We start from the raw sequence: 25,376 nt of genomic DNA on the forward strand, positions 1-25,376 counted from the left end.
GACTTGCTCGAGCGCGAGGCGCGCGCGCTGCCTGTGGCCATCGGCTCTGGGTGGACCCGGACTGCGGGCTCGAGACCCGCGGCTGGGAGGAGGTCGAGGCGGCGCTGGTCGACATGGTGGCGGCGGCGCGGATCGCTCGCGGGCGGCTCGACGGTGCGAGGGCGCGATCGGCGCGTGGCCACGTCGCCGGCGAACGCAACCCGACAGCCGTCTGTCTGAGCTGCCTCAGGTGCGTCTGCACCGTTATGTTGTAGGCGCTCCTGGGGCCACATTCGCACGGCTGCCGCCGGCACCCCTCGATGGACGGCCGAGAGGGCCGACAAATTGCTGCACCCCGGAGAGCAAACTTTCGAGTAGGCTACGTGTCGCTCCGGTGCGGTGGGGGCCACGTCAAGGGTTCGTAGCTTGAGGGGTTATCCAATGGTTCGTTCACTGGCGCGATCGGCGCTCCTGAGCGCGGTTTGTCTCGCGGCGCTGAGCGGGTGCGGCGACGGCGGCGAGGACGTCGCCTCGAAGACGTTCGCGCTGAGCTTCGCCGCCAAGGTCGGCGACAAGCCGTTTTCCTGCACGACCACATTCGATGGAGTCGGCACGACCCGAACGGCGGTGAAGCCGCTCGATTTCCGTATGTACGTCTATGACGTCCGGCTCGTGCACGACGACGGGTCCGAGGAGCCGCTCTCGCTCGAGCAGGACGGCATATGGCAGCGCGGCAAGGTCGCGTTCCTCGACTTCGAGGACGGCACGGGCACATGTGAGACCGGCAGCGCGGAGACGAGGACCGAGATCGTGGGCACCGCCCCGGCCGGCGATTACGCCGGTGTCAGGTTCAACCTAGGGTTGCCCCCGGAGATGAACCACCTGGACGCGGCGACAGCCCCGGCGCCCATGAACATTCCCGGTATGTGGTGGTCGTGGAAGGGCGGCTACAAGTTCGTCCGCCTCGACCTCATCTCGACGATGAACCCGACGTACTTCTTCCACCTGGGAAGTACGACATGCCAGGGTACCGTCAGCGAAGGTTTTTCGTGCACCGCCGACAACGTCGCCGACGTACGTCTCGACGGCGTCGACCCGGAGTCGAGCACCATCGTCTTCGATATCGCCAATTTCTATGCCGAGTCCGATCTCGACCACCGGGTGGATGGCATGACGGATCGCGTCGCCGGCTGCATGTCGTTCGAGGGCGATCCCGAGTGCCCGCCCGTCTTCAAGGCGCTCGGGATGGGCTTCGCCGGCGCGAGCCCGTCCGCTCCGCAAACCGCGTTCCGGGTGGAGTGAGATGTACCTTCATCGACCAGCGGCCAGACTCCTCGCGCCGCTCTTGATCTGTGCGCTTGCCGGGTGCGGCTCGTCCGACGAGGACATGGACGAGCCGATCGACGCGGAGGTCCTTCCGGGCGACCCTCGGTTCCAGCGCGATCCGGCGCTCAACGTGGACAACATCAGCGCTGCTGAGGAGAAGCGCAGCCACAACATGGGGCAGAACTGCATGGGCTGCCACCAGCCCCATGGGCCTGGCAAGGGGATCTTCACCGCTGCCGGGACGGTGTACGCGCCGTCGGGCACGCCGGTCTCAGGCGGAACGGTCGAGCTCCGCACGGCCGCCCAAGGCGAAGGAGATCTCGTGCTCTCGGTCGCCGTCGACGGGAACGGGAACTTCTTCACGACCGAGCCGTTGCCCTTCCCGGACCAGGAGCTGTTCATCTTCCTGCGGGCACCGGCCGGAGGGGAGACCAACAGCATGCCATTTCCAACCATCTCCGGAGCTTGCAACCTGTGTCACAACGAGCAACGCCGCATTCTGCTGGAGTGACCCGCGCAAGCACGTCGGCGGCGCTCCTCGCGCTCGCGGTGGCGTCGTGTGGGGGCGAGACGGAAGCGATCCCGCCTGCCGACGGCTATGAGCTCGCCCTGCCCGTCGGCTTCCCGAAGCCGTGGGTGCCGCCCGACAACCCGATGACCGAGGCGAAGGTCGCGCTCGGTCGCGCCCTGTTCTTCGACCAACGCCTCTCGGGCAACGGGACCATGGCGTGCGCCTCGTGTCACGACCGCGACAGGGGGCTTGCCGACGGCAAGGTGACCCCGACCGGCTCGACGGGGGACGCGATTCCGCGCAACGCGATGGGGCTGGCCAACGTCGCCTATTTCCCGCTGCTCACGTGGGGCAACCCCACGCTGGCGTCGCTCGAGGAGCAGGCGCTCGTCCCGATGTTCGGCGAGAGCCCGGTCGAGCTCGGGATCACCGGTGCCGAGGACGTCGTCCTCGGCCGGCTCCGCGGCGATGATGCATACAAGGCCGCGTTCGCCGCCGCGTTCCCCGGCGAGAGCGAGCCGATCACGCTCGACACCATCGTGAAGGCGATCGCGACGTTCGAGAGGACGCTCATCTCCGGGCGCTCCGCGTACGATCGTTATACGTACGGCGGAGAGGCGGACGCGATGTCCGAGGCCGCGTTGCGCGGCATGGACCTCTTCTTCTCCGAGCGGCTCGAGTGCTATCACTGCCACAGCGGGATCAACTTCACGACCGCCTTCCGGAGCGCCGAAACGAAGCAGGAGGAGATGGATTTCCACAATACCGGCCTCTACAACCTCGGCCCGGACGGGGACTATCCGCCCGGCGGAGAAGGGCTGTTCGAGTTCACCGGCGACCCGGCGGACAAGGGGAAATTCCGCGTTCCTTCGCTGCGCAACGTGGAGCTGACGGCGCCCTACATGCACGACGGGAGCATGGCCACCCTGGAGGAGGTCGTCGACCACTACGCCGCAGGAGGCAGGAGCATCGACGAGGGGCCGTTCGCAGGCGTGGGCAGCAAGAACCCGAACAAGAGCTCGCTCGTCAGGGGGTTCACCATCACGCCAGAGGAAAAGGCGGACGTCGTGGCCTTCATGAAAAGCTTGACCGATCCGGAGTTCGCGGCCGTGGTGGACGGCGCGCAGGCGCCGTAGCCCGTCGATCGCGGGTCCATCGCGAGCGCGCGGCCGCGGGGCTGCGTGTCGCATGTCGAACGTGGCCTGCCGCGCGTCGGGCGAGCGCTTCGAGGCGTTCCTCCGGCCGCGGCGCCCGCCGTTCGTCGACCTGCGCGACCTCTGCATGCGGCACCTGCGGCGGCGCCCCGGCGGCATCGCCAGCGGGGCGCGGGCGCTCCAGGCCGGGGAGCCGGCGCCGCGGGGCGCCGGGCGGTGCGGGCGCACGGTGGGGTGGCTCGAGGTCGTGCTCGCGCGCCTGCTCGCCCTCGCGGGGGAGGACACGGCGCCAGGCAGCTAGCGCTGCTGCGGGAAGTTGCCCCGGGTCAGCAGAAAAACCACCATGGCGCCGATGCCGCCAAGAGGAGAGGGGAAGGACCGGCCACCCTCGTTGCGCGATTTCCTCGAGACGGCGACCAAAGAGGAGCGAAAGCACCATGAGCGGGCGTGCGTCGAACGACAAATCCAGGATGAAACAAACCTTCAAATTCGGCGACGGGCCGTTCCTCAAAGGGGCCGGGACCAGGGCGCCGGAGGCGTGGTTTCTCGGCCCGAAGGCCGAGAACGCCGACGAGCTCGAGAGGCTCATCGTCGAGGCCATCCGGGATCACTCGTTCTGGCGACGGAACTTCCACCCTCAGGATCCCACGCACATCACCGAGCAGTCCAAGCGACACCCGGCCTACCTCCACGCGATGGACTCGCTGAAGGACAACTTCCGGTCGCTCATGTCGTTCCTCAAAAAATCGGTGCCCTTCTTCAGCGATCGGTACCAGGGGCACATGAACTGGGACACCTCGATCCCCAGCGTCCTCGGCTACTTCGCGGCGATGCTCTACAACCCCAACAATGTCGCGTTCGAAGGGTCCACGGCGACCACGATCCTGGAGATGATCGTGGGCGACGATCTCTGCCGGATGCTCGGCTATCCGCTGCCGGACGACGGCGCCGGCGAGCAGGCCGTTCGACCCTGGGGGCACATCACCTGCGGCGGTACGGTCGCGAACATCGAGGCGATCTGGTCCGCCAGGAACTTGAAGTTCTACCCGCTGTCGCTCCGGGACGCGCTGAAGTCCGAGCCGAGCCTCTCGGCGGCGCGTGAGCTCGTCGTGACCACGTGCGACGGCAGGCGCGCGCTGCTCGGCGGGCTCGACGCCTGGTCGCTCCTGAACCTCAAGGTGGACGAGATCCTCGCGCTGCCCGAGCGCCTCACGCAGGAGTACGGCATCTCGAGCGACACGATCACGGCCGCGATGGCGGGCCACTCCCTCCAGCACCTCGGCATCCAGGAGCTCTACCGGCGATGCGGGGTGGACCTGCCGTGCTCGCCCGTGTTCCTCGTCCCCGCCACGAAGCATTACTCATTCCCCAAGGCGGCGGCGGTGCTCGGCATCGGCTCGGCGAACGTGCTCGACATCCCCGTGGACTGCGACGCGCGGATGAGCCTCTCCGCGCTGGAGGCGACGCTGAAGCGCTGCCTCGACGAGCGGCGGCCGGTCTACACCGTGGTGAGCGTCGTCGGGAGCACGGAGGAGAGCGCGGTCGATCCGCTGAAGGGGATCCTCGAGCTGCGCCAGCGATTCCAGAAGGAGGGGCTCTCGTTCGCGGTCCACGCAGACGCCGCTTGGGGCGGCTATTTCGCCTCGATCCTCCGCCCGGACGAGGGGCCGCGCGCGAAGGACGCGCCCTCGGGGCCCGCGGCCGAGATCGGCATGAGCAGGTACGTGACGGCGCAGCTCTCGGCGCTCGGCCGGGCGGATTCGATCACGGTCGACCCGCACAAGTCGGGCTATGTCCCTTACCCGGCCGGGGCGCTCTGCTACCGGAACTCGGCGATGCGCGACATGGTGACGTTCAAGGCCCCGTACATCGTCCACGGGGACGCGGAGCCAACCGTGGGCATCTACGGGCTCGAAGGGTCGAAGCCAGGCGCCGCGGTGGCGGCGGTCTACCTGAGCCACAAGGTCATCCGGCCGACCCGGAGCGGGTACGGGCAGCTCCACCGGAAGGCCCTGTTCAACTGCAAGAGGTTCTACGCGCGGCTCCTCTGCCTGGCTCGCCCGGAAGACCGGTTCATCCTCGTCCCGGTCCCGCGGCTCCCGGCGGAGATCGGGGGCGGCGACGCGGAGAGCGAGCTGCAGTTCATCCGCGAGCGGATCGACCGACCGAGCCTCGAGGAGCTCCTGGCCGACCCCGAGGCGATGGCGCTGCTGCCGGAGCTCGGCCCCGACCAGAACATCCTCACCTACGCCGTCAACTTCAAGCAGCCCGACGGTTCGATCAACACAAGCCTCGACATGATGAACCGCTTGAACAAGGCGATCTATGATCTCCTGAGCATCGCCCCCGGGGACGACATCTATCACTACCGGATGATCGTGAGCACGACCGACTTCAGCGAGGAGCATTACGGCAAGGTCTTCATCGAGGACTACAAGCGGCGCCTCGGGGTCTCGGCGTCGCCGGGCTCGACGGTGACGGTGCTGAGATCCACGATGATGGCGCCCTGGCTCCTGGAGTCTCCCGACGGGAGCATCCTGGACGTGCTGGAGTTCGAGCTCCGCGACGCCATCTTCAAGGCGATGATGCGCGACTCGATGCTCCAGGTCTTCGAGGAGATCGACACGAATCGGGATGGCACCCTGGACGTCGCCGAGATCATGGCGAAGTTCCGCGAGAAGGGCTTTCAAGACGGCGATATCGACGAGTTTTTGCAGGTCTGCGACGTCGACAGGAACGGCAGCGTGTCGGTGAGCGAGTTCCTCGGGGCGTTCTCGCACTTCCTGGTGAAGGCGAAGCTCTCCGGGAGAGAGGCGAAGGCGTAGCCAGGTGAAGGGGACGCTCGCCGCCTGGATGGAGGAGGCCGAGCCGGGGGCTCGCGGCGCCGCCGTGCCGCTCCGCCAGCGTCGCGCCGAGCGCCGTGAACGCTGTTGCGGCGCAGGGCGCGGCGTGAGACGCTCCGGCCGTGGCATTCATCCGGCTGCGCTGAGCTCGGCATCCTCGTCCTCCCCGTAACCCCGGCGCGGCCGGGTCGACGTGGCGAGCGCGCGGGTGCCCGTCCGTGCCCTGTCTTCCCCCGCAACGCGGAAGACCGGGGCGCGGAGCCTCACGCCCGGCAGCCTGGAAGGAGCATGCCACGCACGCCTGGCCGGTCGTGAGCTCGCGCCGCGAGTCTTCCCCATCCACGCGCGCCGCCCGCAGCGGCGACGCGCGACGAGGCTCGCGATCATGACCGAACGTTCCAGCTCCCCGTCCACCCCGTCCACCCCGTCCACGTCTCCTTCCTTCGCGCCCATCGACTCCGTTGGCGCGCTCCTCGAGGCGGCGCGCCGCGAGGGGCTCCGGCTCGTCGCCTCGCACGAGGGCTTCGACCAGACCGGGCTCGACTTCCTCGCCGTGCACGCCCGCGACGAGGAGGGCGTGCCGTGGATCGTGCGCACGCCGCGCCGGGCCGCGGTGGTCGAGGCCGCGCGCGTCGAGGCGCGCGTGCTCGCCCTCGTGCGCGGGCGCTTGCCGGTCGCCGTGCCCGACTGGCGCGTCCACACCGACCAGGTGATCGCCTACCCGAGGCTTGGCGACGTCCCCGCGGTGACCTTCGACCCCGAGGCGGGCGTGCGCTGGAACCGCGTCGACCCGGCGGCGCCCTGGGAGGCGTTCATCGCGTCGATGGCCGACGCCCTGGCGGCGCTGCAGCGCGTCGACGTGGAGGCGATCGCGGCGGCGGGCGTCCCGGTGAAGTCCATCGACGACGCGCGGCAGCTCCACGCCCGGGCCATGGACGAGACGCGCGCCGCGCTCTCGCCCCCCGACGCCCTCTGGGCGCGGTGGCAGCGGTGGCTCGCGAACGACGCGGTGTGGCCGCGCCACCTCGCCCTCGTGCACGGCGACCTCCACCCCGGGCACATGCTCCTCGACGAGGGCGGCCGGCTCACCGGGATCCTCGACTGGACCGAGGCCCACCTCGGCGATCCCTCGGTCGACTTCGCCCTCTTCGCCGGCGCCTTCAGCAAGGCCGCGTTCGACGCGTGCATCGCGCGCTTCGAGGCGGCCGGCGGCGCGACCTGGCCCGGCCTCGCGGCCCACGCCCAGGAGCGCTGGGCGGCCTGGCCCGCCATGGCGGCGAAGTGGGGGATGGACACGGGCAACGAGGGCGTGATCGCGCACGCGCGCTCGATGCTCGCCCAGATCGCGGCCGAGGGCCGGTGAGCGGTCCCGGCGCGCCGGGTGAGCGGTCCCGGCGCGCCGGGTGAGCTAGAACCCACGAGAATCGTTGAATTTTTCCGCTCTTCTCCCGACCTCCACGTTCGCATGACAGCGCGACCCCACCCTGAGTAGCCTCTTGCGGTATGCGCGGAGGTCACGACGCGGAGGCCGGCGCGGCGGATCGCGCGCTCGTCCTCGCCCTGCTGGGCGCCGTCCTCCTCGTATCGCCGGCGCGCCTGCTCTGGGCGCGCGGCCCGCTCGCGGTGGTGGCCGTCTTCGCGGTGTGGGTCGCGCTGATCGCCCTCGCCTGGCTCGCGACGCGCGCCGACCGCGGCGACGGCGCCCGCGGCGACGGCGCCCACGGCGATGCCGCCCGCGGCGACGGCGCCCACGGCGATGCCGCCCGCGGCGACGCCTCCCGCAGCGACGCCGCCCGCAGCGACGGCGCCCCCGGCGACGCCGCCCGCGCCGTGCGGGAGCCGCCGCCGTGATCGCCGTCGGCGTCCTCCTGTTCGCCACCGTCGCCTGGCTGGCCGTGCTCGCCGCCATCGCGCTCGCCGCCCAGCGCGAGCGGATCCCCCGCGCGCTCGCGCGCCACCCGCTCGTGCTCGCCCTCTCGCTCGGCGTCTACGCCTCGTCGTGGACCTACTACGGCGGCGTCGGCTTCGCGCAGCGCCACGGGCTCGTCTTCCTCGCCGTCTACCTGGGCCCGACCCTCGCGTGCATGGCCACGCCGCTCCTCTGGTCGCGCGTGCTCCACATCACGCGCGAGCAGCGCCTCTCGTCGCTCGCCGACCTGCTCGCGTTCCGCTTCCAGAGCCCCGCCGCGGGGGCGCTCGTCGCCGCGTTCTCCCTCGTCGCCAGCCTGCCCTACGTCGCGCAGCAGTTCCGCGCGACCGAGGAGTCGGTCCGCGTGCTGTCCGGGCCGGGGCACGAGGAGGCCGTGGGCGCCGTCTTCTGCGCGCTGCTCGCCCTGTTCACGGCGTTCTTCGGCGCCCGCCCGTCCGCCGAGCGCCGGCGCGAGGACGGCCTCGCGACGGCGGTCGCGTTCGAGTCGGCGGCGAAGCTCGCCGTGCTCGCGGCCGTGGGCCTCGCCGCCGTGCTCGGCGCGTTCGGCGGGCCCTCCGGCCTCGCGGGCTGGCTCCGCGGCCACGCCGCCGAGGTCGAGGCGCTCGCCCGCCCCGTGCGCGAGGACAGCGGCTGGACCTCGCTGCTCCTCATCAGCTTCGCCGCGGCCTTCCTGCTGCCGCGGCAGTGGCACATGGCCTTCGCCAGCGGCGCCGGGGGCCGGGCGCTCGCCAGGGCGGCCTGGGCCTTCCCGCTGTTCCTGCTCGCCCTCAACCTGCCCGTCCTGCCCATCCTCTGGGCCGGGACTCGCCTCGCCCCGGCCGGGCCCGCCGACAGCTACGTGCTGCTCGTGCCCCAGCTGCTCGACCAGCGCTGGCTCGCCCTCGCCGCCTTCATCGGCGGCATCTCCGCGGCGAGCGCCATGGTCATGGTCACCGCCGTCGCCCTCGCGAACGACAGCGCGACCCACCTGCTCCTGCCGCTCGCCCGGAGGACGCTGCGCCGCAACGTCTACGCGCGCGTGCTGTGGATGCGCCGCGGGCTCCTGACCGCCATCCTCGTGGGCGGCTGGCTCTTCCACCGCGCGCAGGCGAACGGCGGGCTGCTCGTCGAGAGCGGCATCGTGTCGTTCGTCGCCTTCGCGCAGCTCCTGCCGGGGCTCTTCGCCGTGCTCTTCTGGGAGCGCGCCACGCGCGCGGGGTTCATCGCCGGGCTGCTCGCCGGCATCGCCGCCTGGACGGCCCTGTGCCTCGCGCCGCTGCTCCCCGGGATGCCCGGGCTCGATCCGGCGTGGCTCGACCTCCTGCGCGAGGGCGGCCGCGCCGCGCGCGCGGCGCGCGCCCTGCCCATCGACACCTGGTCGCTGCCGACGTTCGTGTCGCTCGCCGTCAACGGCGGCACGCTCGGGCTCGTCTCGCTGCTGCGCCCGCCGGCCAAGGCGGAGCGCGAGGCGGCGCGCCTGTGCAGGCGGCGCGAGATCGGCCCGTCCGTGGAGCGCGCCACCGTGGCCTCGAGCGTCGGCGCGCTGGAGGAGCGGCTCGCCCGGCTGCTCGGCCGCGAGGCGGCGGGCATCGAGGTCACGCGCGCCCGGATCGAGCTCGACATCCCGCGCGACGAGACGCGGCCCACCGAGCTCCACGCGCTGCAGGAGCGCCTGCACCGCAACCTGTCGCCGCTGGTCGGCCCGGTGCTCGCGAGGACGGTCGCGGAGGAGGCGGGCGCCCCCGCCGCGGCGCCGGGCGCGGGCGGCGCGCTCACCGAGGAGCTCCGGTGGCTGGAGCGCCGCCTCGCGCGCGGGGAGACGCGGCTCGTCGGCGCGGCGCGCGAGCTCGACCTCTTGCGGCGGTGGCTCCGCTCGGTGCTCGCGCAGCTGCCGCTCGGCGTCTGCGCCGTGGGCTCCGACGGCGCGATCAGCCTCGTGAACCGGCGGCTCGAGGCGCTCGTCGGCGCCCTGGAGCGCGACCTCGTCGGCGCGCCGCTCGACCGGCTGCCGGCCCCGTTCGCGGAGCTGTTCGCGCGCGCGGTCCGCGCGGCGTCCGCCGGCGAGGCCGGCGCGGGCGCCGAGGAGATCGAGGCGCACGTGGCCGGGCGCGCGCGCTCGCTGCGCGTGCACCGCGCCGCGCTCGATCCGCTCGACGCGCGCGCCGCCTCGGGCGGCGTCGTCCTCCTCGTCGAGGATCGCACCGAGCAGCGCGCGCTCGAGGCGCAGCTCGCCCACAAGGACCGGCTCGCCCAGCTCGGCCGCCTCGCCGCGGGCGTGGCCCACGAGGTCGGCAACCCGCTCACCGGCATCGCCTGCCTCGCGCAGAACCTCCGGGCCGAGGCCGACAGCGACGAGATCCGCGCGCGGGCGGGCCTCATCCTCGGCGAGACCGCGCGCATCGAGGCCATCCTGCGGACGCTGCTCGAGCACAGCCGCACCGGCGCCGTGCCGTCGCCCGGCGAGGGCCCGCGCGCGCGGGTCGGGCGCGTGTCGCTCGCCCAGGTGATCGCCGAGGCCGAGCGGCTGCTCCGGCTCGACCGCGCGGCGCCGCACGTCCGGGTGGAGCAGGCCTGCCCGGAGTCGCTCGTCGTCGTCGGGGATCGGCGCGAGCTCGTGCAGGTCTTCGTCAACCTGCTCGCGAACGCCCGCGACGCGTCCGGGGCCGGCGCGACCATCGCCGTCCGCGGGCGGATCGACGCGGGCGAGATCGTGGTCGAGGTCGAGGACCACGGCTCGGGCATCCCCGAGGAGCTCCTCGCCGCCGTGTTCGAGCCGTTCGTGACGACGAAGCGCGATCCGAGCGGCACGGGGCTCGGGCTGCCGCTGTCGCGCTCGATCGTCCAGGATCACGGCGGCACCCTCACGCTGCGGAGCGCGGTGGGGCAGGGGACGACGGTCGTCGTGCGGCTCCCGCTCGCGGGCGCGCCCGGGGCGCGGCGCGGGCCCGAGGCGGCGCCGTGAGCCGGACCGCGCGGGGCGAGGGCGAAATGGCCCTCTGGAACACCGGCGGGTGTTACCGATCGTAACGGAGTCTCGCCGGACCGGCCTGAGTCGACGAGATGCCCTCTGGACCACCGGCGGTGTGTTACCGATCGTAACAGGCTCTCATCGGACGGGTCTGACTCGACGAGATGCGCTCTGGAACCCCGGCGGGTGTTACCGATCGTAACGGGATCTCGCCGGAGGGGCCTGAGTCGACGAGATGCGCTCTGGAACCCCGGCGGGTGTTACCGATCGTAACGGGATCTCACCGGACGGGCCTGTGTACGTGATTGGCCCGTAGCAGAACGTGTACTCTCGCGGCGCCTCGCGTGGTATTTGGATCCTGGAGATCAGCAGACGGAACACCGTGGGGGTGACGCGGCGTCGAGCCGCGCGCTGCCCTGTTGCCCGGCCCCTCGTCCCCCGAACGCGGCCGCGCCGTCACGCGGGGCACGAGAGGCCCTGCGCGACACCGTGGCTCCTTCTCCGCGGCGCGACGCCGGCACGAGGCCGACCTCAGCCCTCTCGACAAGCGCTGGAACTCCTTCGAGGAACCGCTCCCATGGCACAGACGTCTCCCGAATTCCTCGCCGTGACCCCACCGAGCCGCGACCGCGAGGCCGGGCGCGAGGTCGTCGACAGCGGCACGCTCTGGAAGGTCATCTTCGCGTCCGCCGGCGGCACAATGATCGAGTGGTACGACTTCTACATCTTCGGGAGTCTCGCCGCGATCATCTCCACGCATTTTTTCCCGAAGGACAACCCCACGGCGGGCTTCCTGCTGACGCTGGGCACGTTCGCCACCGGCTTCGTCGTCCGCCCGTTCGGCGCGCTCGTGTTCGGGCGCATCGGCGATATCGTCGGCCGGAAGTACGCGTTCCTCGTGACCTTGCTGCTCATGGGCGGCGCGACGTCGCTCATCGGCATCTTGCCGACATACGAGAGCGCCGGGCTCGTCGCCCCGCTGGCGCTCGTCCTGATCCGTCTCGTGCAGGGCCTCGCGCTCGGGGGCGAGTACGGCGGCGCGGCGGTGTACGTGGCCGAGCACGCGCCTGACGCGAAGCGGGGCTTCTACACCTCGTTCATCCAGATCACGGCGACGCTCGGCCTGTTCGTCTCGCTGGCGGTGATCCTCGGCAGCCGCCTCATCGTCGGCGAGGACGCCTTCAAGGAGTGGGGCTGGCGCATCCCGTTCCTCCTGTCGGTGCTCCTCGTCGGCGTGTCCTTCTACGTGCGCGTCCGCCTCAAGGAGTCGCCGATCTTCGCGAAGCTGAAGGCCGAGGGGAAGACGTCGGCCGCGCCCATCAAGGACAGCCTCGGCAACAAGCGCAACTGGAAGGTCATCCTGATCGCCCTCTTCGGCGCCACGGCCGGCCAGGGCGTGGTCTGGTACACGGGGCAGTTCTATGCCCTCTACTTCCTGCAGAACACGCTGAAGGTCCCGTTCATCACGTCCACGGTCGTGGTCGCCGCGGCGCTCGCCCTCGGCATGCCGTTCTTCGTGTTCTTCGGCGCGCTCTCGGATCGCATCGGCCGGAAGAAGATCATGATCGCGGGCAACCTGTGCGGCGCGATCGGGTTCTTCCCGGTGTTCTGGGCGATGAAGCAGAACGCGGACAGCCCGGTCGTGCTCACCCTGCTCGTGTTCGTGCTCGTGCTCTTCGTCACGATGGTCTACGGCCCGATCGCGGCCTACCTCGTCGAGGCCTTCCCCGCGAAGGTGCGTTACACGTCGCTCTCGATCCCGTACCACGTCGGCAACGGCGTGTTCGGCGGGCTGCTCCCGCTCATCGCCTCCTCGGTGACGGTCGCGACCGGCAACATCTACGCGGGCCTCCTCTATCCGATCGCGGTGGCGCTCATCACCGTGGTCGTCGGCGGGATCTTCCTGAAAGAGCGCAGCGACGTGCGCCTCTGGGACGAGCTCGAGCGCCCGCGCGAGTCCTGACGTCCGCCGGTGTGAGGGGGCGATCCTCCGGCGGCCAGTGCGCCGCCGCCCCGAGCCGCCCGCGCTCCCGCGCGGTGAGGCGGCGACGAAACCCATCGACATCCGTGGAATCTCAGCGCCGCCGTGGAGCGGGGGCGCGCTGCTCCCGTCTCGGTCGAGCTCGTCTCTGATCTCATGAGAGAATTTGAACCACAGAGGGCACAGAGGGGAGAAAAGAATTTCTATCCTCTGCGCCTTCTGCGCCCTCTGTGCTACTCCCTCCGCGGGATCCGCTACAAGCTGGTGCCCGTCAGGGTCGCCACGACGCGCTCGATCGACCAGTAACCTGCCATTCCGCCCATCGCATACACCAGACCGCGCCGCACCGTCGCCGGTTGCACGGGGACCCGCGCGGCCAAGAGGCTCAGCGCGAGCACCAGCGCGATCACGCCGAGCTGACCGACCTCCACGCCCACATTGAAGAACAGGAGCGCGGTCGGCACATGCTTTTCCGGCAGTCCGATGTCGAGCAGCGACGACGCGAACCCGAGCCCGTGAAGCAGACCGAAGGCGAACGTGACGGCCCACGGGGCGCGGTGGGCGAGCGAGTCGGCCGGCCGCAGGCACTCGCCGCAGACCAGGACGATCGAGAGCGCGATGCTCGCTTCGACCGGCGGAGCCGGCAACGTCAGCCAGCCGAACACGGCGCAAGCCAGCGTCAGGCTGTGCGCGACCGTGAACGCCGTGACGGCGCCGACCAGCTTCCGACCGCCGCGCACGAGGAGCGTGAGCGCAATGACGAAGAGGAGGTGATCGAACCCGGTCAGGATGTGCTCGACGCCGAGCCACGCGTAATCGATCACGATCGGCTTCAGCGCGAGGAGCCCGGCGGAGGCGGGGATGCCGTAAACCACGAAGCTCGGGTCGCCGCCGGTCAACACCCGGAGAAGCCGGCTTCCGCTCCGCCACTCGATCGCCACCATCACGTTGGTCTCGCTACCCTCGAGCCAGGGGAGCTCGACGGTGCCGACCAGGCCGGCGGGACCGCAGTCGAGAAATTCTCCGTCGAGCTTGCAGGGCGGGGGGAACACGGCGGGCGACGCGAGCTCGGACCTGAGGGTGGACGAGCTCGCCTCCCAGCGCACGAGGAACCGCCCCTCGCGTCCTTCCACTTCCGTCAGCGAGAGCGACGCCGAATTGAGCTCGTGGCCACCCGCGAGGGCAGGCGCCAGAAATACGGCCAAGAAGAGCGGCAGGGCGCGCGCCAGCCGGAGCAGCCACGGAGGATTCAAGGCACCTCCTCGAACCTGTACCGCGCGACGACGCTCTCGACGAAGTCGTCGGCGGCTTGCCTCTTCCTCGCGGCGACCCAGTCGACGACGAGGGTCGGACGTATCGACTCGCGGCTGGGCAGCCCCCCTTCGATCCGGTTGACCCGCGCGAGCAGCAGGCTGTCCTCGGTCTCCAGGGGTTGCCACGTCGCGAGCGGCAGGTTGCAAATGCTCTCGGAGACCGCAGGTCCGAACTTGGCTGTGAGCTTGTCGCGGGTGAAGTTGCCGCCCGCGATCGGACGACCGAGCGTGCTCGGGTCTGCACCGTCGGCCAGCGCACGTCGATATGCCGACCGCTGCGTCTCTGCCCCTGGGTCGCTCTTGGGAAAAGCGACGACCTCGAAGCTGTACCGCAGCGGCGCTTCGTAGTGGCTCCGGTGAGCGGCCAACCACGCGTCCAGCTCTGCATCCGTCGGCTCCCGCGGCGGCGTCCGCTGCGCCGCCCGTGCCCGCAGCTTGTCCGCCAGCACGGTCCGCACCGTCGCGTCCTGCCGATCGAGCCCCTCCCGCAGCGCCTCACGATAGAGCACCTCGTCCCGCTTCCACCGGTCGATCGCCGCCTTCAGCTCCTCCTCGGTCGGCGCCCGCCCCGTCTCATCGCGGAACCGCCGCTCCACGTCCGCCCTCAGCCCCGGGCCGACGACGACCACCCTCGGGTCGCCGACGATGAGCCGGTGGGCGAGAAACAGCAGCGCGCCGATGAAGAGGAAATGAACGACCGGCTCGCGGAGCAACCGAGCGAAGCTCCCCATGGTTCTCCCGCTGGTGTCAGACATGGTACCTGTGGTTCGAAGGGGCCGCCTGCACACCAGGGCGTGTGGCGACCGCGCTCTACGCCGCCGGCGCGGTCGCCGCTCGCTGGCCACGGCTGCGCGTGGCCGCCATCCTGGCATGAACGGGTGGGGTGGGCGCTGCCCGAAGCCGCGCCGGTGACGGCGCGGACCTTCGGGCGGCTCGCTTCACGGCGACAGCGTGAGGGACTTCGCGTCGAGCGCCACCTCGTAGTAGCCGTGCGGATTCCAGGGAAGCGCGGCGCCGTTCTGCTTGGGCGTGCCGCCGGTGACCGTCACGCGCACGTACTTGCCCGGCGGGAAGTTCGCGGGCAGCTGCCACGTGTAGGTCGTCGCGCCGCCGGCCTGGGTGCTGTCGGCGTCGCTGACCGCCTTCTGGCCGCGCCAGTAGGCGCCGATGGTCTCCATGGTGCCGATCCACACGTCGCCGAAATCCTTGACGTGCTTGACGTGCTCGAGGAAGGCGTTGAGCGGGATGGGCTGATAGGCGCCGTCGCTGCCGCCGGTGAAGCCGTGGATGCAGAAGGTGCGCCACTTCTTGCCCGTCCGCGCGCTCGTGACCTCCGCGTCCATCTGCGCCGTGCTGGCGTTCTGCGGGGGAATGTAGGTGGGCAGCTTGAACGGATTGCTCGAGTCGTTCGGGCTGATCAGGGCGTTGGACACGCCGCGGTTGATGAGGAAGCGCGACTGGGAGATGCTCACATACGCATCCGAGCCGTTCGGAGCCGCCATCGTATACGGCGTGACGCTCCACTTGTCCTTGATGAACTGCGTCGCGGCGTCCGTATCAGAGCCGTTGTCGTTGCTGCTGTGGCTCTTCGTGTGGTTGCCGAGCTCATGACCGTCCATGAGCGCCTTCGTCCACACCGGATTGTTCGCTTCGTTCCTGCCGGTCCAGACATAGAAGGTGAACGGCACGCCGAGCGCGTTCAGGGCATCGTAGTTCTGGATCTGGGTCTGGTTCACGTCGTCGAAGGAGTACGTCACGGCGCCCGCGAAGCCGGCCCAATCGATGACCTTGAGCCCGCCGACAGCGCCGGACGGCTTCGCCACGTTGTCGGCGCCGGGGGGCGTCGGAAGACCGGACTCGACCGGCGGCGTCGGCTCACCGCCCGCGCCTCCGTCACCCGAGCCGCCCTCGCCGCCGCCGCCGGTGCCGGCGCTGGTGCTGCTGCTGCTGCTGGTGCTCGCGCCGCCGGTGCCTCCGGTCGACGCCGAGGTCGTGCCGTCCGGACCGCCGGAGGTGACGCTTCCCGTCGTGCCGCTGCTGGTCGTCCCAGGCTGGCCACCGGCGCCGCCGGAGCCACCATCGCCGTCATCGCCGCAGCCGCTGATGTGCAGCGCGCCGAGCAGGAGCAACGCACCGAGCACGGGTGACGATGAAAAATTCCCGAAGTGGCGCAATCGCGATTGTTTCAACATAGGTTAACCGCAAAGATTCCCGCAAGGCGCTCGGATGATCACGACGCACGCGGATCGACGCTGCGCATGAACCGCTTGCAGTGGACAGGTAAGGAACGGGGATCGCGTCGACGGAGCGCGCCGTCGACTTTTCTCCTCGCGGCACGGCGATGGCCCGAGCATCGCCTCGATCTCGCGTACAGCGCCGTGCTCGATCTCGCGACCTCGCGACCTCGTTCGTCGTACGGCTCTTGTCGCATTGTCGTCGCGCGAGGTCAAGAGGCGGGCGGCGCGCGCGATGTCGCCGGGGCGCGGCAAGAGCGGCCGCGCCGGGGGGGGGGCGAGCCTCCTCAGCGGTCGGACCCGGCGCGGCGCGCGGACACCGCAGCTCACGGCGGCGCGGGCGCTGCGGCGCCGCGGCGAGGGCCTCCGCCCTCAGGGATAGAAGTTCACGGCGACCTTGTTGCTCGCCCCGCTGCCGTTGCGCACGCGGATGTACCCGGGGCCGAGGCCGCTCGGGACCTGCACGGTGAGGCTCGTCGCGGTGATGGTGGTCGGGCTTACGACGGCGGTGTGCGTGGCGTCCACGAACTCGACCTGTGCGCCGGGCCCGAAGCCCGAGCCGGTGAGGGTCACCGTCGTGTTCGAGTACATGGTGTCGGCGTTCCCGAAGTCGAGCCAGAGCCCGCCGCGCACGAGCACGCCGGACGAGAGCATCGGGCTCTCCTGGAGGATCATCTGCTCGTGATCGAAGAAGATGGTCGTCGGGTAGCCGCCGTGCCATCCCATGATGGACTCGCCGGGATAGCTGTCCGGGTGGTGCAGGCCGAACGAGTGCCCGAGCTCGTGCGCGACGGTCCCCTTCGGCGTGCCGTCGAGGCATTGCCACGTGGCGTACCCGCAGTGGATGGCCAGCGGCTCGCGCACGCCGGAGATGGGCTCCAGCACCCAGTCGCCCACGACGGCGAAGCCGGTGTAGTCGCCATAGAGGGTGGCGCCGGCATAGCCGCCGCCGCCCTGGGAGAAGACCAGCGTGGACTGCCGCGCCGGGAAGCCGCCGACGGCCTGAGACACCGCGTTCAGCCAGTTCGGGATCTCGATCGGGTTGTTCTGGCAGGCGCTCGACGGCGACGCGCCGCAGCGCATGTTCAGGTAATTCTGGGACGAGCGCACCGCCTGGACCGAGCCCACGAGGTGGAACGAGACGTTCGACTGCTGGCGATACCAGCCTTGCAGCTCGGCCAGGTACGTGTTGATGGCGTCGACGTACTCCTGGTGATACGGCTGGTCGTTCGGATAGACGTAATACGCCCTCACCGGGTAGACCTCGCCCGCGGCGAGCTGCGCCACCTGCGTGGCGCTCAGGGCCTGCTGGTAGAGGCGGACCTCGTCGATCTGGCCATCGTAGGCGTTCCAGGCGGGGTGTCCGCCGATGACGACGGGCCGCGTCGATTGCTGCAGGGTGCCGGACGCGGGCGTCGAGGCGCGGAGCTCGCCGTTCACGTAGAGCTTGAGCGCCGCGCCGTCGTACACGCCGGCGACGTGGGCCCAGGCGTTCGCGACGGCGGGGGTCTCGACGATCACGTGCTGGCCCGCGCCTCCGTTGGGGAAGGCCACGGAGAAGAAGTACTTGCCTTGGGCGATGCCGAGCAGGAACGAGTCTGCGGCGTACCACTGGTTCACGATGGTGCGGTTCCCCGTCACGCTCCGCGGGTTGACCCAGGCTGCGGCCGTGATCCGGTCCTGGAAGTGGAGATAGCTCCGCCCCGCGCTGCTGATCTCCACCTGATCGCCGGCGCCGTTGAAGTCGCCGGCGGACAGGAACTTTCCCGGGCTGCAGAGGCCGCGGCCGGACATCACCCCGAACGCCCCCTGGCCCGAGTCCTCCCGGACCCGCGCGTTCGTGCCGTCCGTGCAGGTGTCGAAGCTCCAGTAAGCCGCCGGCGTCGGCAGGCTGGCCCGGTCCGCCACGAGCGCGTCGGACGCGGTGTCCACCGCCTCGCCTCCAGCCTCGTCCAGAGGGCCGGGCGCGACGCAGCCCGCGAGGCTCGCCAGCAGGGCGAGGGCGACCGATAGAGAACCCGTGTGCATGGGAGTTCGCATGGAAATGAGTGCCTTTCTTGCCTGGCGCGCGCCCACGCGAGCGTGCGCTGCCGGTGGGCCAGCGGCGCGGCCAGTGCCGTGGAATGAGGCAGGGCCCCGGGGGTTCACCCCGAGCGATCCGCCTGCCCATTCCTTCGCCGCGCCCTCCGGGCGTCTGACATGACGGCAAGAAAACGACGCGCCGGCCGGCTGCGCGCAGCAGCCGCCGGCGAGCGCTCCATCGCGTCGCGCTGCGTGGCCCGAGCGTCGAGCCCGGGCTTCGCTAGAGGCTCGAGACCGCCTGCAACGCGCGCACCGCGTTCACGAAGCCGAAGCCCGTCTCGAAGTCGAAGCCGCGGGCTCCTTCGACCGGCACCGGACCGATCTCGCCTCCGAGGTCCCGCAGCCGCATGTCCTCCGCGGTGAGCCTCAGCACCAGGTACACGAGAGACGGTGGGAGCCTGCCTGAGCCGAAGAAGCTCGTGCCGGCCGCGACGTCGCGCGCGCGTGCGTCGAGCATCAGGGCGGCCACGGCCGCGACGTGCGGCGCCGACGCCGAGGTACCGAAGAAGTTCGGAAATTGGTCGGGCTCGGTGCTGCCGGGGATCTCGATCATGAGAGGCCTTACGAAGAACGTCGTGTTTCCGCCGTCCGGTCCGGTCACGCCGGGCTTCAGCCGCACCTCTGGGATCGGGAGGCGCCTGCCGCGATCGTCGAACAAGATCGGCGTGCCGCCGACGGAGGAGAAGGATTCCAGGCATGCGGGCACGCACGCCGGATCGAGCGGGCCCCACTCCTCGGTCTGGAACCACGCCGCCGCGCCGACCGCCTCGGAGCCAGCGGCGTTCGAGTGACCGAACGTCGTGGAGCTCCGCGTGTCGAACTCGTCGACGCTGAAATTACCCGCGCGCTCGAACCACACGTATTTCATGAGATCCGGCTTCGGGCCCGCGATCAGCTCGAGACCGATCTGGAAATCCATGTCCTCGTCAGAGCCGTTGAAGAGCCAGGCGAGCTCGACCGCGTCCCCGCCGAGGTTGTTGGTGATGCCTGCGATCTGGCAGACGAGCTGCGCGGGGTCCAGCGTGCACTCCTCCACGGGTTCGCCGTTCTCGTGGTAGAAGATCAGGTCCACGTCGCTCCGCGAACCGCGCCTGCCGTTGGCCGAGAGCGAGGGTTGATCCCAGTTCAGCGCCACGATCGTCAGCGAGCGTGCGCTCGCCGAGACGCGCTGCAGGTCGTCGACGCGCGCACCCGGATCGAAGTCGTGGCGCTGCCCGCCGGACGCGCCGACGCGGCCAGAGTCGCGGAACCTGGACTGGTAGGACTGGCGTGCCCGGTTGCCCGCGGATGTGAAGTACGCCACGCCCTGTCCCACCACCTTATTCACGGCGTCGGCGATCAGCCCGTCCTCGAACATCGGCTCAGAGAGATAAAAGAAGTCGTCGACGATGATGTCCGCGCCCTTCTCGGCGAGCGCCACGATGCCGGCGGCGAAGTCCTCCTCGCCGAGGGCTGCCGTGTGGAAGGACAGGCTCGCTCCCGGCGCGACGTCGTGGATGATCTGCATCATGGCGCGGCCTTCATCGAAGCATCCGCCATTCTGCGTCGGGTCCAGATCCTCGAGGACGTCGATGTCCGGAGGCAGGTCGCCGTTGCGGATGTCTTCCGCGGCGTCGGTGAACATCTGCCCGGGGAGGAACGGCTCACGCCGGCAGTCGAAGCTGTCCGACAACACGCCGACGCGGACCCCTCGGCCGTCGACGCCGAACCGCGCGCGCGCGATGTCGCTCCGCAGCGAGCGATCGCCTTGCGTCGTGACCAGACCCGCCTGCGTCATCGCCATCGTGGGCTTCATGTACCGCAGGTCCCTCATGGCCGCGATGGCGCCGAGCCGCGCGATCGGGACGCGGCCCGACACGGACTCGCCATGGACCCTCGCGTCGAGCATGCCCTCGCCGGCGAGCTGCGCCGCGAGCGCCGCGCCGTCGTCGCCGTACGCGCTGACGGCGACGTAGCCGTCCTGCACGCGGAGCGCCGCGAACTTCTGGTCGAACGCGGCTTCATCGGCCGACGGACGCGCCGCCGCCGCCCGCTGCAGCGCGCGCAGATGAGGCCCGAGCTTCGCGCCCGGCCCGGACATCAGGTCGCGCTTGCGCTCACGCAGCGCCTGCGCGGTCTGCTGCACATCTTCCTCTTCCCCGCTGGGCTCGCCCACGCACCCGATGAGCACCATCGAGAGAGCACACGCAGAGATCCCCCAGAGCTTCATCCCGATCCCCCCTTGAGCGGGTCGACGCGCGGCTGCGCTCGACGAGCGCTCGCTTCACTGTAAGGAATGACGTTCATTCAGGGCGTCGTGGCTATGTCATCACGGCGATGACAGCCTTTTACCCTTGTGAATCCGGTCCAGCATCCCACCGCCTCCCCCCTGCGCAACGGGTTTTCACCGTTGTCCAGGGGCAGCGCGGCCGGCACGGAATCGGCTTCTCAGCGCGTTTGTCGGAAGTGCAGGCCCCATCCTGATGTGTTGCGCGGTCGACGTTCCCGCGACGTGTGGCCTCAGGACATAGGCCTACCGCTCACGCGAGACCCGGAGTCAAACTGAGTGAAAGTAGCCGCGCCCGTCGCTGCTGATCTCCACCTGAGCGCCGGTACCGTTGAATTCGCCAGCGGACAACAACCGCCCCGGGCTGCAGAGGCCGCGGCCGGACATCTGGGGCGACGTGGGCGTGATCGCGCTCGCGCGCGACCCGCTCGCTGGGAGCGTGATCGAGAGCGGATCGCCCTCGGAGGCCTCACCCTGCCGGACGCTGGCCCGTGGCACCGGCGAGCAGCGCATGGCACGCCTCGGCCCTCTGGCGCAGCTCTCCCTCGCGGAAGTGCGCGTCGAGGGAGGCTTCGAGCGCCGCTACCGCGTCCAGCGCGGCCGCGCGCAGAGCCGCGTCCGCCGATGGCGCCGCGTTCGCGATGGTACGCGCCAGCGTCTCCGCGACGTCGCCGAGGTAGACCTGCCCATGCGTCTCCGCGATCGCGAGCGCCTTCTGACCCGCCGCGAGCGCCGCGCCGAGATCGCCGGTCTCGCGCTCCGCCTCGGCCAGGTTCCGGTACATATCGGCAAGATCCGAGCCGGCGCGGCTCTGCTCCCCGATCCGCACCGCGCGCCGGGCGTGATCGCGCGCCGCGGAGATCTCCTTCATGGCGAGCTCTGTCTCGGCCAGATTGCTGTACCCGATCGCGATCTGATGCAGATCGCCCGAGCGCTCCTTGAGCCGGATCGCGCGGAGGAACGTCTCGCGCGCCCCCGGGAGATCACCCGCCCAGAGGCGCATCACAGCGACGCCGTTCCACGCCAGGCTGGCGAGGTGGGGGTGGGACGCATCCGAGACAAGGCGCGTGACCTGGCGGTACGTCCGCTCCGCGCTGACGATCCTGCGACGCGCGGCGAGCGCGAGCGCCACGCCGAGCAGGATCGACGCGACGTCCTCCCGCCAGCGCTCGTCGCGCCGGCGTATCGTCCGGCAGATCCGGAGCCCTGTCCTGGCGGCCCGCCAGCTCTCGTCACGCCGCCCTTCGCGGCGGTGCAGGAAGGTGAGCAATGCGTACATCGCCGGTGTCTCGCGGATCTCCCCCGCGTCCGTGGCGCGGGCGATCGCCCGTTCGGCGAGCGCCCGCGCCTCCGGGAGCGCGCCGCGCACCTTCGCGATCAGCGCGAGCCGCGCGTCGATGCGGGCGTCCCAGAGGAACGCCTCGGCCCGGTCGCCCCTCGCGCCCGCGGCGCGATTCAGCCCGCGGATCAGCGCGCGGGCCTCCTCGTACACGCGCTCGGCGTCGTCGAGCCGGCCGACGCGGCGCAATGCATCGGCGAGGTCGAAGCGCACGCGAAGGCACTCCCGCGAGGCGGCGCTCCGCCGCTCCTGCTCGCCGCCGCTGCCGCGCTCGCCGTCGCTCGCCTCCTCGGCCCGGTCCTGCAGGGCGCGCGCCCGCTCGAGGTGGCGGATCGCCTCGGCGTTCTCGCCGAAGGACATGGCGCGCGCTGCCGCCCGCGCATAGGCCGAGGCAGCGCGCGCCGCATCGCCGGCCCGGTCGTACTGCGCCGCCAGGAGCGCCACGGCGACCCCTGTCTCCGCTCGCTGCTCGAGCCAGGTGGCCGCCTCGAGGTGCAGCGCGCGGCGGAGCTTCCCGCTCAGCATCTCGTACGCCGCCTCGTGGGTGGCTGCGTCGGCGAAGGCCATCTCGCGCTCGCCCTGCAGCATCGACGGCTCACGCAGGCGGACGAGCCGCCGCTGCCGGAGCCCTCCGAGCATCGCCGTCACCGAGGCGCCCGTGTTGGCCGTCGTGCTTGCCCGCCGCAGGTGATCGACGGCCCCTTGCCAGAACGTCCGTCCGACGACGGCTGCGTGCATGAGCACCTCGCGGAGCTCGGGCTCGAGCCGGTCGAGCCGCGCCTGCACGATCCCGTGGATCGTCGCGGGTAGCCGCAGCGCCCCGAGGCGCTCCTCGTGCAGGAGCCACGTGTTCCCCCGCGTCACGATCGCGCCCGCGTCCACGAGCAGGTGGAGCAGCTCCTCGACGATGAGGGGGCTCCCCTCGGCGCGCTCGGCGAGCGTCCGCACGACGTCGGTGGAGAGGCCCGGCACGCGGCGGAGCCAGTTCCTGATCATCTCCTCGATGTGACGGCGGGCGAGCGGCGCGACCTCCTGGCGACGGTGCGCCTCCACGTCGACGCCGAAGCCGGGGCGGCGATCGAGCAGCTCGGCCCGCGCGCTGCACACGAGCAGGAGCGGCAGATCCGCCACGCCCTGGACGAGGCTCTCCAGGAGGTCGAGGCTGGCGTCGTCGGCCCACTGGAGGTCGTCGCAGATCACCACGACCGGCAGCTGCCGCGCGGCGACGCGGGCGAGGCGCGTCAAGGCGGCGGTGATCCGCTGCTTCAGGAGCGCCCCGGACTCCTCGACCCCGAGCGAGTCGAAGGTGGCGCTCGTCCCGGCGTTCCCGCCGAGGAGCCCCTCGATCTCGAGCAGCGCGGCGTCGATGTCCGCGACGTCGATCTCCTCTCCGGTCGCGTGACCCGTCCAGCGGTCGTCGTGTGATGTCGCCTCGCTGGCATGGCGCCCTCGGACCCAGCGCAGGCCGAGGCGTAGCTTCCGCCGGATCCCGTGCTGGCCGTCGCGCGGGCGGATCCGGAAGCGCTGGCGGAGGAGCGCCGAGGCGAGGCCGTAGGTGGTATCCGCCGTGAGCGGCGAGCACTGCGCGGTCATCACCAGGACCCTGCTGGGCCGGGCGGCGAGGTTCGTGAAGAGCTCCGCGAGCAGCCGGCTCCGCCCGACGCCGGGCGGCCCGACGAGCGTCAGGAGCTGGGCCCGCCCCTCCGAGAGCACCGTCTCGAGCGCGTCGAGCATTCGCTGGATCTCGGCGCCGCGCCCGACGAGCTTCGTCGCGAGGCCGAGAAAATCTGTGCGGGCGAACGCGACGTGGCCGTGGATCGCGCCCGTGACCCGGTAGCAGGAGAGCGGCTCGGTCCGGCCGGGGACGGCGATGGGGGCGAGCGGCATCACATTGAATCGGCCCGCGATCTGGCGGTACGTGTCCCGCGTGACGGCGATGGCCCCGGCGGGCGCGGCCGCCTGCAGCGCGGCGGCGATCCGCACGGCCTCTCCGGTCACGAGGAGCTCCGGGCGCTGCGGCTCGCCGCCCGTCCGCGCGAAGACCCGCCCGGTGGCGATCCCGAACGACGCGGCGAGGAGCGCAGGGGTCGCCGAGCGTCGAGGCGTGGGGCTCATGCGCAGGCCGTCCACGCGGAGCGCGGCGACGACGGCGCGCTCCGCGTCGTTGTCGGTGGCGCGCGGGACGCCGAAGACGGCGACGACGCGCTCGTCGCCGGAGCGCGTGATAATGCCCCCCACGCGCTCGATCTCCCTTGCGACGAGCTCGCGGCTCTGGTCCGTGAGCTCGGCGATCTCCTCGTCGTCGAGGTGCGAGGCGCGCGCGGCGAGGCTGGAGAGATCGACGCACAGGACAGTGCAGACGCGGTTCTCGCCCGATCCAGAGAGTTGCGCGCTCGCCGGCGCGGAGGGTGGGGGGAGCGAGCTCTGCGCTCCGTTCGCGCGGCCGGCGGCGGGCCTCTCGGACATGGAGGCTGTCGCCGCGAGGCACTCGCTCAGATCCGGCTCACGGCCCGTCGCGGCGAGCGACGCATCCGGATGGGTGGAGCGCGCCTCCAGCAGGCTCGACCAGAGCTCTTTCATGTTGCCATAGCGGGCGCCCGGCTCGACCATCAGCGCGCGGCGGAGGACGGAGGCCACGCCGGGGTGATCGAGGGCAATGCCGGAGAGCAGGTCGGGACGCCGCCAGGCATCGATCGCGGACATGAGGAGCTCGACGAGGGACTCGCCCCGGAGCACGCGCCGACCCGATGCGGCCTCGATCAGGATGAGCGCTATGGCGAAGACGTCGGTCCATGGTCCGGTGGCGCCGTATTCGCGGACGAACTGCTCCGGCGCCGCGTAGACGGGAGTGAACGCGCGCTGGGTCCCGTCCGTCCCGGTGCGGGCGGCTGCGAACGGCGTTGTCTCCTCGAAGACCTTGGCAATGCCGAAATCGAGCACCTTGAGCCCGTTGCCGCCGCGGAAACGTACACAGAACAGGTTGGCGGGCTTCAGGTCCCGATGCGATACGCGATCCTCGTGGGCGACCGCGAGCGCCTCGGCGGCCGGGGAGAGGAGCGCTATCGCCTCGTCGAGGCCCATGGGCCCGAGCGCCGCGGCGCGGCGCGCCTCGAGCGCCGCGGCGAGCGTCTCTCCCTCGAGCCATTCCATGACCAGGTAGGGTGTCCATACGCCGCGCGGAGAGGTGGCGGCGCCGATATCCAGGGCCTGGACGATGCTGGCTGTCTGCCGCGAGAGCTGGTGGAGGAGCTTGCCTTCGGCACGGAGCTTGGCGAGGAACGCATCCCGTCCGGCGGTGAGCATGCCGGGCTGCATCTGGAGGCACTTGATCGCGACAGGGACGTCGAGCCCGAGGTGCAGGCCGCGGTAGACGACGCCGAACCCGCCCTCGCCGACGACCGCCTCGACGGCGAACTGGCCGTCGAGCGTCGCGCCCACCCAGCCGAAGGGATCCGTCAGCGTCATGGCGCG

15 protein-coding genes and 1 pseudogene are annotated in these 25,376 nt (G+C 71.0%); 10 read left to right on the forward strand and 6 right to left on the reverse strand.

Going from position 1 to position 25,376, the window contains the following annotated elements; all coding sequences use genetic code 11:
• Positions 1–38: 38 nt before the first annotated feature.
• From WMF20_RS16095 to WMF20_RS16140, 10 genes and pseudogenes are all read left to right on the forward strand, one after another.
• A pseudogene (locus WMF20_RS16095) lies at positions 39–254 on the forward strand (hypothetical protein); the annotation flags it as partial.
• A 166-nt stretch (positions 255–420) separates the two neighbouring features.
• Positions 421–1,281, forward strand: coding sequence for an MbnP family copper-binding protein (locus tag WMF20_RS16100; RefSeq protein ID WP_437614593.1), 861 nt, complete (start codon positions 421–423; stop codon positions 1,279–1,281).
• Between the two features lie 85 nt (positions 1,282–1,366).
• Positions 1,367–1,816 (forward strand): carboxypeptidase-like regulatory domain-containing protein, encoded by a 450-nt coding sequence (locus tag WMF20_RS16105; RefSeq protein ID WP_437614595.1) that lies wholly within the window; start codon positions 1,367–1,369, stop codon positions 1,814–1,816.
• On the forward strand, positions 1,813–2,952 hold the full coding sequence (locus WMF20_RS16110) for an MbnH family di-heme enzyme (RefSeq protein WP_437614598.1): 1,140 nt from the start codon (positions 1,813–1,815) through the stop codon (positions 2,950–2,952). Before WMF20_RS16105 ends, WMF20_RS16110 begins: the two co-directional genes overlap by 4 nt.
• Positions 2,953–3,004: 52 nt before the next feature.
• Positions 3,005–3,271, forward strand: coding sequence for a hypothetical protein (locus tag WMF20_RS16115; RefSeq protein ID WP_437614600.1), 267 nt, complete (start codon positions 3,005–3,007; stop codon positions 3,269–3,271).
• Between the two features lie 169 nt (positions 3,272–3,440).
• Positions 3,441–5,795 carry a pyridoxal-dependent decarboxylase gene (locus WMF20_RS16120; protein WP_437614602.1) on the forward strand — a complete coding sequence of 785 codons (2,355 nt, stop codon included), beginning with the start codon at positions 3,441–3,443 and terminating at the stop codon, positions 5,793–5,795.
• Between the two features lie 403 nt (positions 5,796–6,198).
• Positions 6,199–7,176, forward strand: a complete 978-nt coding sequence (locus WMF20_RS16125) for a macrolide 2'-phosphotransferase (RefSeq protein ID WP_437614604.1) — start codon at positions 6,199–6,201, stop codon at positions 7,174–7,176.
• A 140-nt stretch (positions 7,177–7,316) separates the two neighbouring features.
• Complete coding sequence (locus WMF20_RS16130; RefSeq protein ID WP_437614606.1) at positions 7,317–7,664, forward strand: hypothetical protein; 348 nt, start codon at positions 7,317–7,319, stop codon at positions 7,662–7,664.
• Complete coding sequence (locus WMF20_RS16135) at positions 7,661–10,684, forward strand: ATP-binding protein (protein WP_437614608.1); 3,024 nt, start codon at positions 7,661–7,663, stop codon at positions 10,682–10,684. The genes WMF20_RS16130 and WMF20_RS16135 overlap by 4 nt, the downstream gene beginning before the upstream one ends.
• Before the next feature lie 583 nt (positions 10,685–11,267).
• Positions 11,268–12,653 (forward strand): MFS transporter, encoded by a 1,386-nt coding sequence (locus tag WMF20_RS16140; RefSeq protein ID WP_437614610.1) that lies wholly within the window; start codon positions 11,268–11,270, stop codon positions 12,651–12,653.
• 272 nt (positions 12,654–12,925) lie between these two features.
• On the opposite strand, the gene WMF20_RS16145 is transcribed toward WMF20_RS16140, so the two are convergent.
• The 6 genes from WMF20_RS16145 to WMF20_RS16170 all read right to left on the reverse strand — a co-directional run bounded on the left by WMF20_RS16145 (position 12,926) and on the right by WMF20_RS16170 (position 25,370).
• Positions 12,926–13,924: a HupE/UreJ family protein gene (locus tag WMF20_RS16145; protein ID WP_437614612.1), complete on the reverse strand. Its 999-nt coding sequence runs from the start codon at positions 13,922–13,924 to the stop codon at positions 12,926–12,928.
• Entirely contained in the window at positions 13,921–14,715 is a 795-nt protein-coding gene (locus tag WMF20_RS16150) for a hypothetical protein (RefSeq protein ID WP_437614614.1), read from the reverse strand. Before WMF20_RS16150 ends, WMF20_RS16145 begins: the two co-directional genes overlap by 4 nt.
• A gap of 207 nt (positions 14,716–14,922) precedes the next feature.
• Positions 14,923–16,125 carry a polysaccharide deacetylase family protein gene (locus WMF20_RS16155; RefSeq protein ID WP_437614616.1) on the reverse strand — a complete coding sequence of 401 codons (1,203 nt, stop codon included), beginning with the start codon at positions 16,123–16,125 and terminating at the stop codon, positions 14,923–14,925.
• 465 nt (positions 16,126–16,590) lie between these two features.
• Positions 16,591–18,258 (reverse strand): LamG-like jellyroll fold domain-containing protein, encoded by a 1,668-nt coding sequence (locus WMF20_RS16160; protein WP_437614618.1) that lies wholly within the window; start codon positions 18,256–18,258, stop codon positions 16,591–16,593.
• A 262-nt stretch (positions 18,259–18,520) separates the two neighbouring features.
• Positions 18,521–20,509: a S8 family peptidase gene (locus tag WMF20_RS16165; protein WP_437614620.1), complete on the reverse strand. Its 1,989-nt coding sequence runs from the start codon at positions 20,507–20,509 to the stop codon at positions 18,521–18,523.
• Between the two features lie 526 nt (positions 20,510–21,035).
• On the reverse strand, positions 21,036–25,370 hold the full coding sequence (locus WMF20_RS16170; RefSeq protein ID WP_437614622.1) for a protein kinase domain-containing protein: 4,335 nt from the start codon (positions 25,368–25,370) through the stop codon (positions 21,036–21,038).
• Between the last annotated feature and the right edge of the window lie 6 nt (positions 25,371–25,376).

It is taken from the genome of Sorangium sp. So ce834, assembly GCF_051521425.1.
GTDB classification, from domain to species: Bacteria; Myxococcota_A; Polyangia; order Polyangiales; family Polyangiaceae; genus Sorangium; species Sorangium cellulosum_D.

Bases quoted from the DNA above. Each gene is read 5' to 3' on its own strand.
- WMF20_RS16170 (WP_437614622.1), bottom strand. From the start codon at position 25,370: ATGACGCTGACGGATCCCTTCGGCTGGGTGGGCGCGACGCTCGACGGC.
- WMF20_RS16165 (WP_437614620.1), bottom strand. From the start codon at position 20,509: ATGAAGCTCTGGGGGATCTCTGCGTGTGCTCTCTCGATGGTGCTCATC.
- WMF20_RS16115 (WP_437614600.1), top strand. From the start codon at position 3,005: ATGTCGAACGTGGCCTGCCGCGCGTCGGGCGAGCGCTTCGAGGCGTTC.
- WMF20_RS16150 (WP_437614614.1), bottom strand. From the start codon at position 14,715: ATGGGGAGCTTCGCTCGGTTGCTCCGCGAGCCGGTCGTTCATTTCCTC.
- WMF20_RS16160 (WP_437614618.1), bottom strand. From the start codon at position 18,258: ATGCGAACTCCCATGCACACGGGTTCTCTATCGGTCGCCCTCGCCCTG.
- WMF20_RS16140 (WP_437614610.1), top strand. From the start codon at position 11,268: ATGGCACAGACGTCTCCCGAATTCCTCGCCGTGACCCCACCGAGCCGC.
- WMF20_RS16125 (WP_437614604.1), top strand. From the start codon at position 6,199: ATGACCGAACGTTCCAGCTCCCCGTCCACCCCGTCCACCCCGTCCACG.
- WMF20_RS16100 (WP_437614593.1), top strand. From the start codon at position 421: ATGGTTCGTTCACTGGCGCGATCGGCGCTCCTGAGCGCGGTTTGTCTC.
- WMF20_RS16105 (WP_437614595.1), top strand. From the start codon at position 1,367: ATGGACGAGCCGATCGACGCGGAGGTCCTTCCGGGCGACCCTCGGTTC.
- WMF20_RS16120 (WP_437614602.1), top strand. From the start codon at position 3,441: ATGAAACAAACCTTCAAATTCGGCGACGGGCCGTTCCTCAAAGGGGCC.
- WMF20_RS16130 (WP_437614606.1), top strand. From the start codon at position 7,317: ATGCGCGGAGGTCACGACGCGGAGGCCGGCGCGGCGGATCGCGCGCTC.